The following is a 14,366-nucleotide window of genomic DNA, read 5'->3' as shown; positions in this document are numbered from 1 at the left end:
TCTTTCATCAAATATTATTATATCCTTTTATAGGATAAATAACCAATGTACAACTTGTTTTAAATTGTCATTATATAAATATTGAATTGTTTTAATAAATATTGTAAAATGCAGTCAAATACAAGAGGTGATATTATGATACTAGGTAAAATTAAAGACAAATTGAAAGAACTTGATTTAGATGGAATCTTATTAACAGGATTAGAGAATCCAGTTGCTGCTAAGAATCTTAAATATGTTACTGGTTACACTGGTTCATTTGGTTTCGCGGTTGTAACAAAGGAAAACGAATATTTTCTAAGTGATTTTAGATATCGTGATCAAGTGAAAAAAGAAGTGCCAGACTTTACTTTTGTGGAAATCAAAGGTGGACTTTTAAAAGCGATATCAAGTGTAGTTAAAGAAGCGGGGATTAAGCGATTAGGTTTCGATAAAAAAATAAGATACTCAGAATATGAGATGTATTCTAATCTTGGTATTGAATTAGTACCTTTAAATGATCTAATTGAAGACTTAAGAGTTAGTAAACAAGACTTTGAAATTGAATTAATGAAGAAGGCTTGTGAGATAACCGATCAAGCTTTAGCTGATATTTTACAAGAGGTTAAACCAGGGATTACGGAAAGATCTTTAGAAATCAAACTTAAAAATAGAATGATTGAGTTAGGTGCCGCTTCAACTTGGGAAAGATTTATTGTAGCAAGTGGTGAAAGAGGAGCAATGCCTCATGGAATGGCAAGTGACAAAATAATTGAAGAGGGTGAAATGATCACTTTCGACATTGGATGTAGTTATAATGGATATTTCTCCGATTTAACAAGAACAGTTAGTTTAGGGGAACCTTCAGCTAAAATGAGAGAAATCTATCAAGTGGTATATGAAGCGCAAAAACGTGGTGTCGAAGCTGCAAAAGCAGGAATGACAGGTAAAGAATTAGATAGTGTATGTCGCGATTATATTACTGAAAAAGGATACGGTGAATACTTCCAACACGGAACTGGACATGGTTTAGGGATGGATGTTCATGAGAACCCACGAGTTTCACAAGTAAATACTAATCCTCTTGAATTAGGTGCTTGTGTAACAATTGAACCAGGTATTTATATTAGTGGTTTAGGTGGAGTAAGAATTGAAGATGATATTATCTTAACTGAAGATGGATGCATCGTATTAAATGAATCACCAAAAGAATTAATAATCTTAAAATAGGACTTTCACAGTCCTATTTTTTATATTAAAATGAGATTAGTACTAAAGGAGAGATAATGATGATATACGTTTATATTGCACTAATTGGTATTGTTGCTGGTATGGTTAAAGGTATTAGTGGTTTTGGTAGTAGTTTAGTTACCATTCCTCTTTTAACTATGGTTTTAGGTGTAGAACGTATTAGTGAGATTGTCGTAATAATGATTTCCTTCAATGTTATTCTAAATTTATTACTTGTTAAGGAAAACAACGCACTAAAACTTAGCGGTATTAAAGATTTTTATCTTATTGTTATTTTTGGAGCTATATTCACACTTGTTGGATTATATGGATTAAAAAATATAAATGAAGAAGTAATAATATATATAGCTGCATCTTTAATCTTTGTTGCAATATTAGTTTTAGCTTATAACTTATATTTGCCTAACCGAATCCATTTAAAACCATCGATTTTACTTCAGATCATTGCCGGTTCATTAAGTGGGATAGGTAACGGGATTGCTTCAATAGATGGACCACCTGTTGTATTCTATCTAAGCGTAACTAATACTGATAAAGAAAAATTTAAAGGTACTTTAGCTACTCATTTCTTAGTTATGGGAATTATTGGAGTTATTTTCATGATGTTTCTAAATATGTATAGTATGGACATTTTGGTTAACTTGTTAGTTATGACAGTATTCACTGTAATAGGGCTTATTGCTGGTATGAGAATAAGTAGGAAATTAGATGAAAAGACATTTATAATTGTGGTATTAGTAATCCTTCTTGTCCTTGATGTTAAGATGATATTCTTTTAGAAAAGTTAAAAATACGAACTACTGACACTATTGTCACTAGATTTAAGTGTACGTAAGTTGTATAATTAGTTTGAGTTTTTTATTCGGAGGATTAAGGAAGGTCCAAGGAAGAGTTTAATCATGAAAAAAAAGGAGAAATTTTCCTCCTTTTTTTATTTTGTCTGAATTTCTTTTTTCTGTTCTCTAATTCGCTTATTAACATAGAATCTTTTAAAGAACCCTACTAAGAATAAAATTATAATATTGATAAGCACGATTGTAGCTCCGGTAGCAATATCAAGTTCATATGATAACCAAATACCAGCAACAACACTTATTTCTGAGAATATAATTGATATCGTTATTGTATTTCTAAAACTTTTTCCAACTTTCATAGCGGCCGCTACTGGGATAATCATTAATGAAGATACAAGTAAAACCCCAACAGTAACAATCGATAAACTTACGATTAATGCTAAAACAAGTGTTGAAACAAATTGGAATGTTCTAATTTTGACTCCAACTAACTTAGCGTAAGCTTCATCAAAACTAACTAAAACAATTTGTTTGTAGAAAATGAATATTAATAGTAAAACAAATGCAGATACAATTGAAATAATACCTACATACTCTTGCCCGACAGTTAATAAACTACCGAATAAGAAGTTGTAAATACTACTACTCCATCCACCACTTAAACCGATGAACAAAGCACTTAGGGCTGTCCCTAAACTCATAACAATTGGCATTGATATCTCTTTATAGTTCTGATAGTAACCACGGAGTATCTCAATAATGAACGCTCCGATTACTGCACTAATAATTGCTAAATATAATGGACTACCAATAAAGGTGAAACCTAATACATTGATTAAGAATAGTCCTATTGATAAACCAGCTAAACTAAAATGACTTAGTGTATCTGCGATAAAACTTAAACGTCTAATAATAACGAACGAACCAATTAACGGTGTAACAAATCCCATAATCATACCAGCGATAATTGCGTATCTTAGGAATGGGTATTCGAATAAGGCGATTATGAAGGGAACATCAGCAAGTAAATTCATCATTCATCTTCCTCTGTAAGAACTTTTTTAAAGACTCCTTCACCGTTATGGAGACTTAAAACATGTGTGTAATTCGCTTTAGATTCGTTAATATTATGGGTGATTAAGATGATTGTTATTCCCTCTTTATTAAGTTCATTAACAACTTTATAAAAACCTTCAACATTTGTCTGATCGACACCAACTGTTGGCTCATCAAGGATTAACATTCTAGGACTATTCATTAAGCTTCTTACGATAAATACTCGTTGAAGTTGTCCACCACTTAAATTATTAATATTTTCATTTTGAAGTTCTAAAATACCTATTTTATCAAGAAGTTCTAACCGCTTATCTTCAGATATTTTCTTAATATTTGAAGCAGTTAAAATTTCGTTTACTGTAATGGGAAATTCATAATTGAAATCGTCAAATTTTTGAGGAACATAACCGATATTAATGAATGTTTTAAAGGTTGTAATATCAACATCATCAAGTAGAATTTGCCCGGGAGCAATCTTGTTTACACCTAAAATACATTTTACTAAAGTGGACTTACCACTACCGTTATTACCAATTACCGCCAAAAAATCGCCGGAATTTAACTTGAAGGAAATATCCTTCAATACCGTACGATAATCATAACCAAATGTTAAATTTTCAACATTTACTCTCACAGTAATTCACCTCACAAAAATCTCTATTACTATTATAACATAATATAATTGCTTTAATAGCGAAATAATATTTAATTTTTAGTTAAAATATGCGATAATATATTAACGAGAAGAGGAGTGTTCATATTGACAGGAAAATTTATAACTTTTGAGGGTCCTGATGGTTCAGGGAAGTCAACAGTAATCAAAGCAGTAGAAGAGTTTTTAAAGAGTGAAGGATATAATATTCTAACAACTCGTGAACCAGGTGGAATTCGTATCGCTGAAGATATTAGAAAAGTAATTCTATCTAAAGAAAACACAATGATGAGCGGAAGAGCAGAAGCGCTTCTTTATGCGGCTTCAAGAGCTCAACATTTAGCTGAAAAAGTTCAACCAGCTTTATCTGAAGGTAAGGTTGTTTTATGTGATAGATTTGTAGATTCATCTTTAGCATATCAAGGGTATGGTAGAGAGTTAGGAATCGATGAAGTATGGAATATAAACAAATTCGCGATTGGTGATGTTTTACCAGACTTAACAATCTTTATTGATATTCCACCCCATGTTGGATTAAATCGTGTTCAAAAGAGTACAAGAAAACTAGATCGTCTTGATCTAGAAACACTAGAGTTTCATGAGAAAGTTTATCAAGGATACAAAATAATTATTGAGAAGTTTAAGGATAGATTTGTAATTATTGACGGGAATAATCCAGTTGAAACAGTAATAGAAGATACATTACAAGTTATAAAAACATACTTATAAAAAGGTGAAAAATATGGCATTTGACAAAATTAAAGAATCACAACCAAAGGTTGTTCAATTACTAGAAAATAGTCTTAAAAAAGACCGCCTTTCACATGCCTATTTATTTGAAGGTGAAAAAGGAACTATGAAGTTCGAAACAGCTCTTTATTTCGCCCAAATGCTTCTTTGTAAAAGCGAAGACACAAAACCTTGTTTAGAGTGTAAAAACTGTAAGAGGATAAAAAATGGGACTCATCCCAATGTATATGTTATAAGACCAGAAAAGAATATTATAAAAAAACAACAAGTCCAAGATTTACAAACAGAGTTTAGTAAAACAAGTATTGAACCTGGACCGAAAATTTATATCATCAAGGATATTGAAACTATCCATGTTAGTGCTGCTAACAGTTTACTAAAATTCTTAGAAGAACCATTCCCTAACATTCATGCAATTTTAACTACATCAAATATCAACCGTATATTACCGACAATCATTTCAAGAAGCCAAGTAGTTCAATTTCAAAGCTTAAATCATGAAATTGTAAAACAGGAAATGATTGAAGCAGGATATTCTGATGAAACATCTGCTGTATTAAGTGAATTAACAAATTCAATTGAAACAGCAATGGAAATTGCTAGTAGCGAGTACTATCTTGATTTAATCGATAATGTAAAAGAAATATATAGAATAATTAATACTAATGATCAATCGTTAGTTATTTACTTTAATGAGAATAATAGTATAATATACCAAGACAAAGAAAAAGAACAAGCTACCTTGTTCTTATCATTAATGACAATATACCAAAAAGATGTTATTAACTATATAACAGGCAACATGCGTAACATCGTCTTCAAAGACGAGCTTGGAATCATCAGTGGTATCGTGGACCACAAACCTAAAAACAGACTGATAGACGAGTTAGAACATATGCTAACACTCCAATCACGCCTTAATAATTATATTAATGAGAGATTAGCATTTGAAAACTTATTACTAGATTTAGAAAGAAGGTAAAATATGGCTAATACTGTTGTTGGAATCAGATTTAAAGCCGTAGGTAAAAAATATTATTTCGATCCAAAAGATTTTGATTTAAAAATGTACGATAAAGTTGTCGTAGAAACAGTCAGAGGATACGAAATGGGAGAAGTTATAGAAGGAATTAAAGAAGTAATGGACGACGAGTTGATTAGTGCTTTAAAACCAGTTTACAGAGTTGCTACTCCTGAAGATATCAAAAACTACGAAAAGAATATTGCTGATATTCCAAATGCATTAGGACGATGTAAAACACACATCAAAAAGAATAAATTAGAAATGAAATTGCTAGGTTGTGAATACACCCTAGATAGAACGAAACTAATCATTTACTTCAACGCAGAAGGTCGCGTTGATTTTAGAGAGTTAGTTAAAGATTTAGCTAACGAATTCAGATTAAGAATTGAATTAAGACAAGTAGGTACTCGTGATGGTGCTAAATTCCTTGGAGGAATTGGACCATGTGGTTACTTACTGTGCTGTAATACATTCTTAGGTGATTTTGATACAGTAAGTATCAAAATGGCTAAAAACCAAAATCTATCATTAAATCCTGTAAACATCTCAGGACTATGTGGTAAATTATTATGCTGTATCAAATATGAAAACGATACATACACAGAACATAGAAAACAATTACCTAAAATAAACTCAACAGTTATCACAGAAGACGGAAAAGGTCGCGTAATTGCCGCTAACGTTATTGATAAATCAGTTCGAGTTTTAACTGAAGGTGAAGGTATCAAATCATATAAAGTAGAAGACTTGAAGAAAATATTCGAGTACGATAAAAAAACTCCTCCAAAAGGAGAATAGGTGATTTTATGGTTGAGGTAATCAATGATTTACTTGGTTATGAAGGATTAAAAATTATCCAGCGACCAGATATGTTTAACTTCAGTCTAGATTCAACACTTCTAGCTGATTTTGTTAAACCCTTAGCTAAGACAAAAAAAATATTGGATTTAGGTACCGGAAACGCGCCTATTCCATTATTTTTATCGTTGAAAACTAACGCAAAAATCATTGGTGTTGAGATACAAAAAGATGTTTATGAAATAGCAAAAAGAAATATTGCTATAAATAATTTGGAAAACCAAATTGAAATCATCAATGATGATATCAAAGGAATCCACAAAAAGTATGAGAATAGTGAGTTTGATCTAATAACTTGTAACCCACCATTCTTTAAATATAAGGAAACATCAAATGTTAATAAGAATGATTATAAAACTATCGCTAGGCATGAAGTGCTAATAACTCTAGAAGATATTATTAAAGAAGCTAAACGACTTTTAAAAACAAGATCTTCTTTATGTATGGTTCATCGTACTGAAAGAGTAATTGAGATTATTAACCTATTAACTAAACATAATTTTTCGATAAAAAGACTACGCTTTGTTTATCCAAAACAAGGTGATGAATCAAATATAGTTTTAATCGAAGCATCTAATAATGGTAATTCAGGACTTAAATTATTAGAACCATTGTATGTTCATACAAATAATGGTTATACAGACGAAATCAAACGAATCTTTAATTATGGAAAGGATGAGTCTGATGAAACGACAAAAAAGCTTTATAAATGATCAACCAACACTTTATCTAGTAGCTACACCAATTGGTAATCTAGAAGATATGACTTTTAGAGCTGTCAAAATATTAGGAGAAGTTGATCATATCTACTGTGAAGACACCAGAGTATCTGGGAAACTCATTAGTCATTTTAATATTGAACACGGTTCATTAAGAAATTATCATGACCATAATAAAGAAATGAAATCAAAAGAAATATTAGAACTATTAAGAGCTAATAAAAACATCGCTTTAATAAGTGATGCTGGATATCCTTTAATAAGTGATCCTGGTTATTACCTTATAAGGGAAGTAATAAAAGAAGGATATAATGTTGTTAGTATCCCCGGAGCTAGTGCTTTGTTAAATGCTCTAGTAGTCTCAGGGATTACCCCTCATCCATTCTTGTTTTACGGTTTCTTAGATCAAAAAGAAACGAAGAGAGAAAAGGAATTAGCTTCTTTCAAAGACTATAAGGAAACTCTAATATTTTACGAATCACCACACCGCATTAATAAAACAATGAACTCTATTCTAAAAGTAATGGGTGAAAGAAAAGTTGTAATCGCTAGAGAACTAACAAAGAAATTTGAAGAAATTCTCCGAGGTACAACTTCATCTATGCAGGATATCACTGATATTAAAGGAGAAATGGTTATTATCTTAGAAGGTAATAATGATGTCTATACTCCAACAATGTCGATAGAAGATGAGTTAACTTTGCTAATCAGCGAAGGTTTAACTTCAAAAGAAGCAATCAAAAAAGTCGCAAAACTAAGAAACTTACCAAAAAATGATGTGTATCAAACATATCATCAAAATAAAGAAAAGGAGTGATAATTATGAAAACATTCTATATCACTACACCAATTTATTATCCTAGTGGAAAACTTCATATCGGTAACTCATATACGACAGTGTTATGCGATTCAATAAACCGTTATAAAAAACTCCGAGGGTACGACACATACTACTTAACGGGAATGGATGAACACGGCCAAAAAGTAGAAACTGTTGCTAAAGAAAGAAGCTTAACACCGCAAGCTCATGTCGATATCATCGCTGATGATACGAAGAAACTATGGAAAATGTTAGACATAAAATACGATGACTTTATTCGTACAACTGAAGATAGACATGAAGTAGTTGTCGAACAAATCTTTGAACAACTTCTCAAACAAGATGATATCTATTTAGGAGAATACGAAGGACATTACTGTATTCATGACGAATCATTCTTCACAGAAACACAATTAGTTGATGGTAAGAATTGTCCTGATTGCGGGAGACCAACAGAATTGATTAAAGAAGAATCATATTTCTTGCGTTTACCTAAATATCAAGATTGGCTTCTTAAATATATCGAAGACAATCCAGGATTCATTACTCCTGAATCAAGAAAAAATGAAGTTGTATCATTTATAAAAGGTGGTTTAAGAGACTTAAGCGTTAGCCGTACTTCATTCGAATGGGGAGTTAAAGTTAAAAGTAATCCTAAACATGTTATCTATGTCTGGATTGATGCTTTATCTAACTATATAACAGCTTTAGGTTACAGAAGTAAAGATACCAAGTTATTTAACAAATACTGGGGTGGAGACGAAGTCTTACACGTTGTAGGTAAAGATATCCTAAGATTTCATGCTATCTACTGGCCGATTATGTTAAAAGCTTTAGATATCCCTGTGAACTTTAAGTTATATGCTCATGGTTGGTATTTAATGAAAGACGGTAAAATGTCAAAATCTAAAGGAAAAGTAGTTTATCCTGATGATCTAATCCCTCGTTATGGATTAGATGCTATGAGATATTTCTTATTAAAAGAAATCCCTTATTCAGGAGATGGTGTATTTACACCTGAAGACTTTGTAGCTAGAGTTAACTATGATCTTGCTAATGACTTTGGAAACCTGTTAAACCGTACGATAAATATGGTAAATAAATATTTTAATTCAAGTATTAAAAAGAATTCAGCAACAACTGAATTCGATCAATTACTTGTTGATAAAGTAAAAGAGACAATTGAAGCATATTCAACTAGTATGGATGCAATGAAGGTTTCAAATGCTATTTCTAGTTTATGGAGTTTAATCTCAAGAACTAACAAATATATAGATGAAACTACTCCTTGGGTATTAGCTAAAGATGAAACTAAAAAAGACGAACTAGAAAACGTCTTATATAATTTAGTGGAATCACTAAGACATATTGGTGTTATGTTAAAACCAATACTATTAGATGCTAGTAAAGGATTATTCACACAATTAAATATTCCTACTAACTTACAAACATGGGATTCATTAGAATTTGGTTCATTAAAAGAAGTAACAGTTACTGATAAACCAAATCCATTATTTCCTCGTTTAGATAAGAAAATAGAAGAAGAATTTATTGGTACTCTTTTAAGCGGACATCCATGTAAGAACTGTAAGGATGAAGAAAAAGAACCAGAGAACTTAATCACAATCGAAGATTTTGATAAAGTTGAAATGGTTGTTGGTGAAATCTTAGAATGTAAAGTTCACCCTGATGCAGATAGATTACTTGTCTCACAAGTAAACACTAAAGACAAAGTAAGACAAATCGTTAGTGGTGTTTCGAAATACTATTCTCCAGAAGATATGATTGGTAAAAAAGTAGTTATTGTTAAGAACTTAAAACCAGTTAAATTAAGAGGAGTTCTATCAGAAGGAATGATTCTTGCTGGTAAAGGTAGAAAAGCTCTAGAAGTATTAGAACTAAATAATTTAAAACCAGGAGACAAGATCTCATAATCTTGTCTTTTTCTTTTACTAAGTGCAAAATACTAAAATACACCTAATTAAGTACAAACATTTTTAAATTACCAGGTATAGATTCATCAAAGTGCTTTTAACCACTAATTTACTAGCTTTTTATAGAAAGTCAAAAATTGACACAAGTACTTTCGCGTACCTACGCTGACACGGGATTTTAGTTGACATCGCGAACTAATAGAAATAAATTGATTAAATGTGTTGACAAAGCATGTTATATCTCTTATTATATAGTCCGGTAAGAAGAAATTTAGAACCGAACCCAATTATTAATATAATGGAGGTATGTACATGAAAACATACATGGCTAATAGTGATACAGTTGAACGTAAATGGTTCGTTGTTGATGCTAAAGGTAAACGTCTTGGACGTTTAGCAACTGAAGTAGCTTCAGTTATTAGAGGAAAACACAAACCAACATTTACACCACACGTAGACTGTGGAGATTACGTTATCGTAATCAATGCTAAAGAGATTGAGTTAACAGGTAAAAAATGGGATGACAAGAAATATTATCGTCATTCACAATATCCAGGTGGATTAAGCACAACTACGGCAAAAGAAATGAACAACAAATTCCCTGAAAGAATTGTTGAATTTGCTGTAAAAGGTATGCTTCCTAAAGGAAAATTAGGACGCGCAATGTACAAAAAATTATTCGTTTACGCTGGAGCTGAGCATCCACATGCTGCTCAAAAACCAGAAGTAATGGAATTAATAGGTTAAGGAGGAATTTATATATGGCTAAAGTAATGTACAGAGGTACAGGACGTAGAAAAAGCTCTGTAGCTAGAGTTATCTTAACTCCAGGTACAGGTAAATTCGCAATTAACGGACGTAAATTTAACGAATATATTCCTAGTGCTGCTACTCGCTTAGACGTTGAACAACCACTAACAATGACAGAAAACTTAAAAACTTTTGATATTTCTGTTAATGTATATGGTGGAGGAATCAGTGGACAAGCTGGAGCAATCCGTCACGGTATAACAAGAGCTTTATTAGAAGTTAATAAAGACTACCGTAAGACTTTAAAAGTTGCTGGAATGATTACACGTGATCCACGTGTTAAAGAACGTAAAAAACCTGGTCTGAAAAAAGCTCGTCGTGCACCACAATTTAGTAAACGTTAAGAAACTAACTATTCAAACAAAACACAACATTTTATGTTGTGTTTTTTTGTTATATATTAGAGTTACATTGCTAATTAACGCGACTTTTCAAAATGTCTAAGGAGAATATGCCTGCTCGTTGATTTATGTTATAATTAAGTACAAGAAAACACATATAGGGGGATAATATGATATTATTATTACAACTTAATGGAATATGGTTATTTTTAGTTTTCACAATATACTTTACATCCTTAGGGTTTTTTGAATCCTATTTATTTGTTAATGAAGCACGTGTTAAAAAAAATAGAGGAACTTATTATAAGATTTCAATGATCTCAATGTTTCTCTTTGCAAGTATGTTTGTATTCTTTAAAGATAGTCTTCTAGTTTTAGCAATACTATTCTATTTTGCTAGGTTCTTTATAGTAGGTTCTATATTCTTAAAGAAAAATAGGAATAATCCAAAGGTAAGTAGGAAAACATTTTTATGGTCTGAATTTAAGTTTTTCATGGTATTTTTTGCTTCTGAAGTTGTGTTAAATATTGTTGGATATATTTTGATAGCTGCAACAACAAATTCAATTTAGAGGAAGTATGAGAGTAAAGGGGGATTAAGAATGATAATTTTCATTGATCAAATTTTCTATTATAAATTAGCAATATTTGGAGCTCTTATGGTTATGGCGTTCTTTGAAGCGTTTTTCTATATTAATGATGATAATTTAAAGAACAAGAGAGATTTTTATAAAGTTAGTTTCATAGCGAACGCTATAGTAGGTGCATCGGTGTTTATACCAATATACGAGTTTGACTTGTTGGCCATTGGATTATATTTTGTAAGATCATTCTTTGTAGGAAGAATATTCATAAAATTGAATACTAAGAAAACGAAAGAACAAGCTAGAAACAGTTATTTTTTCACACTATTTAAGAATATGATGGTATTTGTAGCTTATAATCTTGTGTTCTTTTTAACGGTGATGCTTATTGGGGTTATTTTTACAGTGATTAAAAATCTAATGTATTAAAGCGCAACTATTTGTGTTGTGTTTTTTTATTTCTTTTATTTCATATTTTTCTCACATGTAAAATAAAATAATAATATATAATTATTGTGAGAAATGAAATAATATTATATACTACAGTCGAAGGATTTGATAATTATGGAAATAAGATTGAATAAGTATTTAAGTGAAGTTGGTTATTGCTCTAGAAGAGAAGCAGACCGTTTAATAAAAGATAGTAGAGTTACTGTCAATGGTGATTTACCTGAACTTGGCCAAAAGGTAACAGAAGAAGACGAAATCAAAGTTGATGGAAAAAACATCAAGAAAAATAGCAAGCTAGTTTATCTAGCTTTAAATAAGCCAAAAGGAATAACTTGCACTACTGATCAAACTGATCCAACTAATGTAGTTGATTTTATTAAATTTCCTCTAAGAATTTTTCATATAGGGAGATTAGATAAAGACAGTGAGGGATTAATCTTTTTAACAAATGATGGAGATATAGTAAACAAAATCCTTAGAAGTGGGAATAAACACGAGAAGGAATATGTTGTAGAAGTTGATACCACAATTACATGGCAATTTATTCAAAAGATGAGCCGCGGGGTTCCCGTTTTAGGTAAAATGACAAAACCTTGTCATGTCGAAAAAATTGATGATTACCATTTTAGAATTACACTAACAGAAGGACTAAACAGACAAATAAGAAGAATGTGTACTGCTCTTAATTTTCATGTAACAAGACTAATGAGAGTAAGAGTGATGAATATAACAATAGATGGTATTAGACCAGGTAAATGGCGTTACTTATCTAATGACGAAGTCAAAGAAATTAAATCACTAACAGAACATTCAAGTAAAACTGAAGAAGCAAGTAATTAATATACTTGCTTCTTTCTTTTTGTGTTATAATCTAAACTGGTAAAGGGGAGATTATCATGTATGATATCGTTATTGTTGGTGCTGGTCCCGCAGGGAGCACATTGGCTAGATTGCTACCTAAAGTATTAAAAGTACTTATTATAGATAAAAGGAATTTGAATGAATATCCGCCTAAAAAGGAAAAAGCTTGTGGTGGTTTAATAAGTCCTGATGCCCAAAGAATGCTTGCTAAGTTTGACATTGGTTTAGAAAAGGGAATCTTAGTTAGCCCGCAGTTATTTGCGGTTAAAGTTATCGATAATGATAATAACTTAGAAAGATTCTATCAACGTAATTATGTAAATATAGATAGAGAAAAGTTCGATAGAGCTTTAACGAAGTATATACCTGAAAATGTCGAACAAATATATAATGTTAAATTTAACAATTGCACAAAAGAAAGTAATGGATATAGATTTGAATATTTTGAAAATAATGAATTAAAATCAATTGAAACTAAAATTATTGTTGGAGCTGATGGAGGTAATTCTATATTACGAAAATCACTTTATCCAGATGATAAGATTAAGAAGTACATATCTATTCAAAAATGGTATTTACAAGATGAGCCAGTAAATCATTACACAGCTATTTTTGATAAAGAAATAAGTGATTATTATTCGTGGACTATTTCCAAAGACAATATGCTTGTCTTAGGAACTGCAATTAGCGTTAATGAAGAAAATCCACATGCTAAATTTGATGAATTAGAAGAACTAATTAAGTCAAAAGGATATGATGTTTCAAGAGAAACAAAAACAGAAGGTGCCTTTATTTTAAGACCAACTAAACTTAGAGATATTAAGTCGGGAAAAGATGATATTTATCTTATTGGAGAAGCAGCTGGTTTGATAAGTCCTAGTAGTGCTGAAGGCTTTAGTTATGCTATGAAGAGCGCCGTATATCTCTCTAAAGCATTACAAACTATTTCCCCAAGAAAAAGTTATAAGAGGCAACTAGTAAAACTTAAATTGAATCTATTATTTAAGTATATAAAGTTACCAGCAATGTATAATAAATTTTTTAGAAAAATAATTTTAAAAACAAACTTAATGACAATCAATGTCAGTAAGAATAAAGGAGAATAATTATGGAATTACTATTTGCTTTTTCTATTTCATTCATCATTTCATTTGCAACGTATTACTTATGGTATAAAAATAAACAATCTTTAGATAAGAAGGAATACGCTAAAAACATATTGCTATTTGCTTTTTCAATGGCTCTTGTTATTCTTGCAATGATTTACTTATCTGAAACTAAGGACTTCTGGATGTTGATGCTAATCCTAGCAGCAGTATCATTTATGGGAGATAATGTTATCTTTCATACCTTCTTTAAAAAAGGAATGATTAATTTTACAACTATTGATCAATTTATCCCTGGAATAATCAATAATGGTATTATATTTATCTTACTTTATTTCTTAGTTCTATAATCGTTAAAACTTGTATTTTCAAATACG

At 30.9% G+C, this 14,366-nt stretch carries 16 protein-coding genes and 1 pseudogene; 15 read left to right on the top strand and 2 right to left on the bottom strand.

Going from position 1 to position 14,366, the window contains the following annotated elements; genetic code table 11:
• The first annotated feature begins 135 nt into the window (after positions 1-135).
• Both KQ51_RS00935 and KQ51_RS00930 read left to right on the top strand, forming a co-directional pair.
• Positions 136-1,209 carry a M24 family metallopeptidase gene (locus tag KQ51_RS00935; RefSeq protein WP_038467849.1) on the top strand — a complete coding sequence of 358 codons (1,074 nt, stop codon included), beginning with the start codon at positions 136-138 and terminating at the stop codon, positions 1,207-1,209.
• Between the two features lie 56 nt (positions 1,210-1,265).
• The gene (locus tag KQ51_RS00930) at positions 1,266-2,009 is read left to right on the top strand and encodes a sulfite exporter TauE/SafE family protein (protein ID WP_038467847.1); all 744 of its coding nucleotides are present in this window, start codon (positions 1,266-1,268) and stop codon (positions 2,007-2,009) included.
• A gap of 152 nt (positions 2,010-2,161) precedes the next feature.
• Here the strand turns inward: KQ51_RS00930 and KQ51_RS00925 are convergent, their stop codons facing one another.
• Together KQ51_RS00925 and KQ51_RS00920 are read right to left on the bottom strand one after the other, a co-directional pair.
• The gene (locus tag KQ51_RS00925; protein WP_052608989.1) at positions 2,162-3,061 is read right to left on the bottom strand and encodes a metal ABC transporter permease; all 900 of its coding nucleotides are present in this window, start codon (positions 3,059-3,061) and stop codon (positions 2,162-2,164) included.
• Positions 3,058-3,714 carry a metal ABC transporter ATP-binding protein gene (locus KQ51_RS00920; protein ID WP_052608987.1) on the bottom strand — a complete coding sequence of 219 codons (657 nt, stop codon included), beginning with the start codon at positions 3,712-3,714 and terminating at the stop codon, positions 3,058-3,060. The genes KQ51_RS00925 and KQ51_RS00920 overlap by 4 nt, the downstream gene beginning before the upstream one ends.
• Positions 3,715-3,840: 126 nt before the next feature.
• On the opposite strand from KQ51_RS00920, the gene tmk reads away from it, so the two are divergent.
• The 13 genes and pseudogenes from tmk (at position 3,841) to KQ51_RS00855 (ending at position 14,339) form a co-directional block, all read left to right on the top strand.
• Positions 3,841-4,461 carry a dTMP kinase gene (tmk, locus tag KQ51_RS00915; protein ID WP_038467843.1) on the top strand — a complete coding sequence of 207 codons (621 nt, stop codon included), beginning with the start codon at positions 3,841-3,843 and terminating at the stop codon, positions 4,459-4,461.
• A 13-nt stretch (positions 4,462-4,474) separates the two neighbouring features.
• The gene (gene holB, locus KQ51_RS00910) at positions 4,475-5,464 is read left to right on the top strand and encodes a DNA polymerase III subunit delta' (protein ID WP_038467840.1); all 990 of its coding nucleotides are present in this window, start codon (positions 4,475-4,477) and stop codon (positions 5,462-5,464) included.
• 3 nt (positions 5,465-5,467) lie between these two features.
• Positions 5,468-6,304 (top strand): PSP1 domain-containing protein, encoded by an 837-nt coding sequence (locus tag KQ51_RS00905; RefSeq protein ID WP_038467837.1) that lies wholly within the window; start codon positions 5,468-5,470, stop codon positions 6,302-6,304.
• A gap of 8 nt (positions 6,305-6,312) precedes the next feature.
• Entirely contained in the window at positions 6,313-7,077 is a 765-nt protein-coding gene (locus KQ51_RS00900; RefSeq protein ID WP_038467834.1) for a tRNA1(Val) (adenine(37)-N6)-methyltransferase, read from the top strand.
• Positions 7,049-7,900 carry a 16S rRNA (cytidine(1402)-2'-O)-methyltransferase gene (rsmI, locus tag KQ51_RS00895; RefSeq protein ID WP_038467831.1) on the top strand — a complete coding sequence of 284 codons (852 nt, stop codon included), beginning with the start codon at positions 7,049-7,051 and terminating at the stop codon, positions 7,898-7,900. Before KQ51_RS00900 ends, rsmI begins: the two co-directional genes overlap by 29 nt.
• A gap of 5 nt (positions 7,901-7,905) precedes the next feature.
• On the top strand, positions 7,906-9,837 hold the full coding sequence (gene metG, locus KQ51_RS00890; RefSeq protein ID WP_038467828.1) for a methionine--tRNA ligase: 1,932 nt from the start codon (positions 7,906-7,908) through the stop codon (positions 9,835-9,837).
• Between the two features lie 312 nt (positions 9,838-10,149).
• A complete protein-coding gene (gene rplM, locus KQ51_RS00885) occupies positions 10,150-10,584 on the top strand; it encodes a 50S ribosomal protein L13 (protein WP_052608985.1) in 435 nt (144 codons plus the stop codon).
• Between the two features lie 14 nt (positions 10,585-10,598).
• Positions 10,599-10,991: a 30S ribosomal protein S9 gene (rpsI, locus tag KQ51_RS00880; protein WP_038467822.1), complete on the top strand. Its 393-nt coding sequence runs from the start codon at positions 10,599-10,601 to the stop codon at positions 10,989-10,991.
• 167 nt (positions 10,992-11,158) lie between these two features.
• Positions 11,159-11,560: a hypothetical protein gene (locus KQ51_RS00875; protein WP_038467819.1), complete on the top strand. Its 402-nt coding sequence runs from the start codon at positions 11,159-11,161 to the stop codon at positions 11,558-11,560.
• Positions 11,561-11,590: 30 nt separating this feature from the next.
• Entirely contained in the window at positions 11,591-12,001 is a 411-nt protein-coding gene (locus KQ51_RS00870; RefSeq protein ID WP_038467816.1) for a hypothetical protein, read from the top strand.
• Between the two features lie 135 nt (positions 12,002-12,136).
• Positions 12,137-12,856: pseudogene (locus tag KQ51_RS00865) on the top strand (pseudouridine synthase); the annotation flags it as partial.
• Between the two features lie 62 nt (positions 12,857-12,918).
• Entirely contained in the window at positions 12,919-13,989 is a 1,071-nt protein-coding gene (locus KQ51_RS00860) for an FAD-binding protein (RefSeq protein ID WP_038467813.1), read from the top strand.
• Positions 13,990-13,991: 2 nt separating this feature from the next.
• Positions 13,992-14,339: a hypothetical protein gene (locus KQ51_RS00855; RefSeq protein ID WP_038467810.1), complete on the top strand. Its 348-nt coding sequence runs from the start codon at positions 13,992-13,994 to the stop codon at positions 14,337-14,339.
• The last annotated feature ends 27 nt before the right edge of the window (positions 14,340-14,366 follow it).

The organism is Candidatus Izimaplasma bacterium HR1 (assembly GCA_000755705.1).
In the GTDB taxonomy this organism is placed as follows: Bacteria; Bacillota_I; Bacilli_A; order Izemoplasmatales; family Izemoplasmataceae; genus Xianfuyuplasma.
Note: the sequence above shows the minus strand (reverse complement) of the source record. Positions and strands in the feature narration are given on the sequence as shown.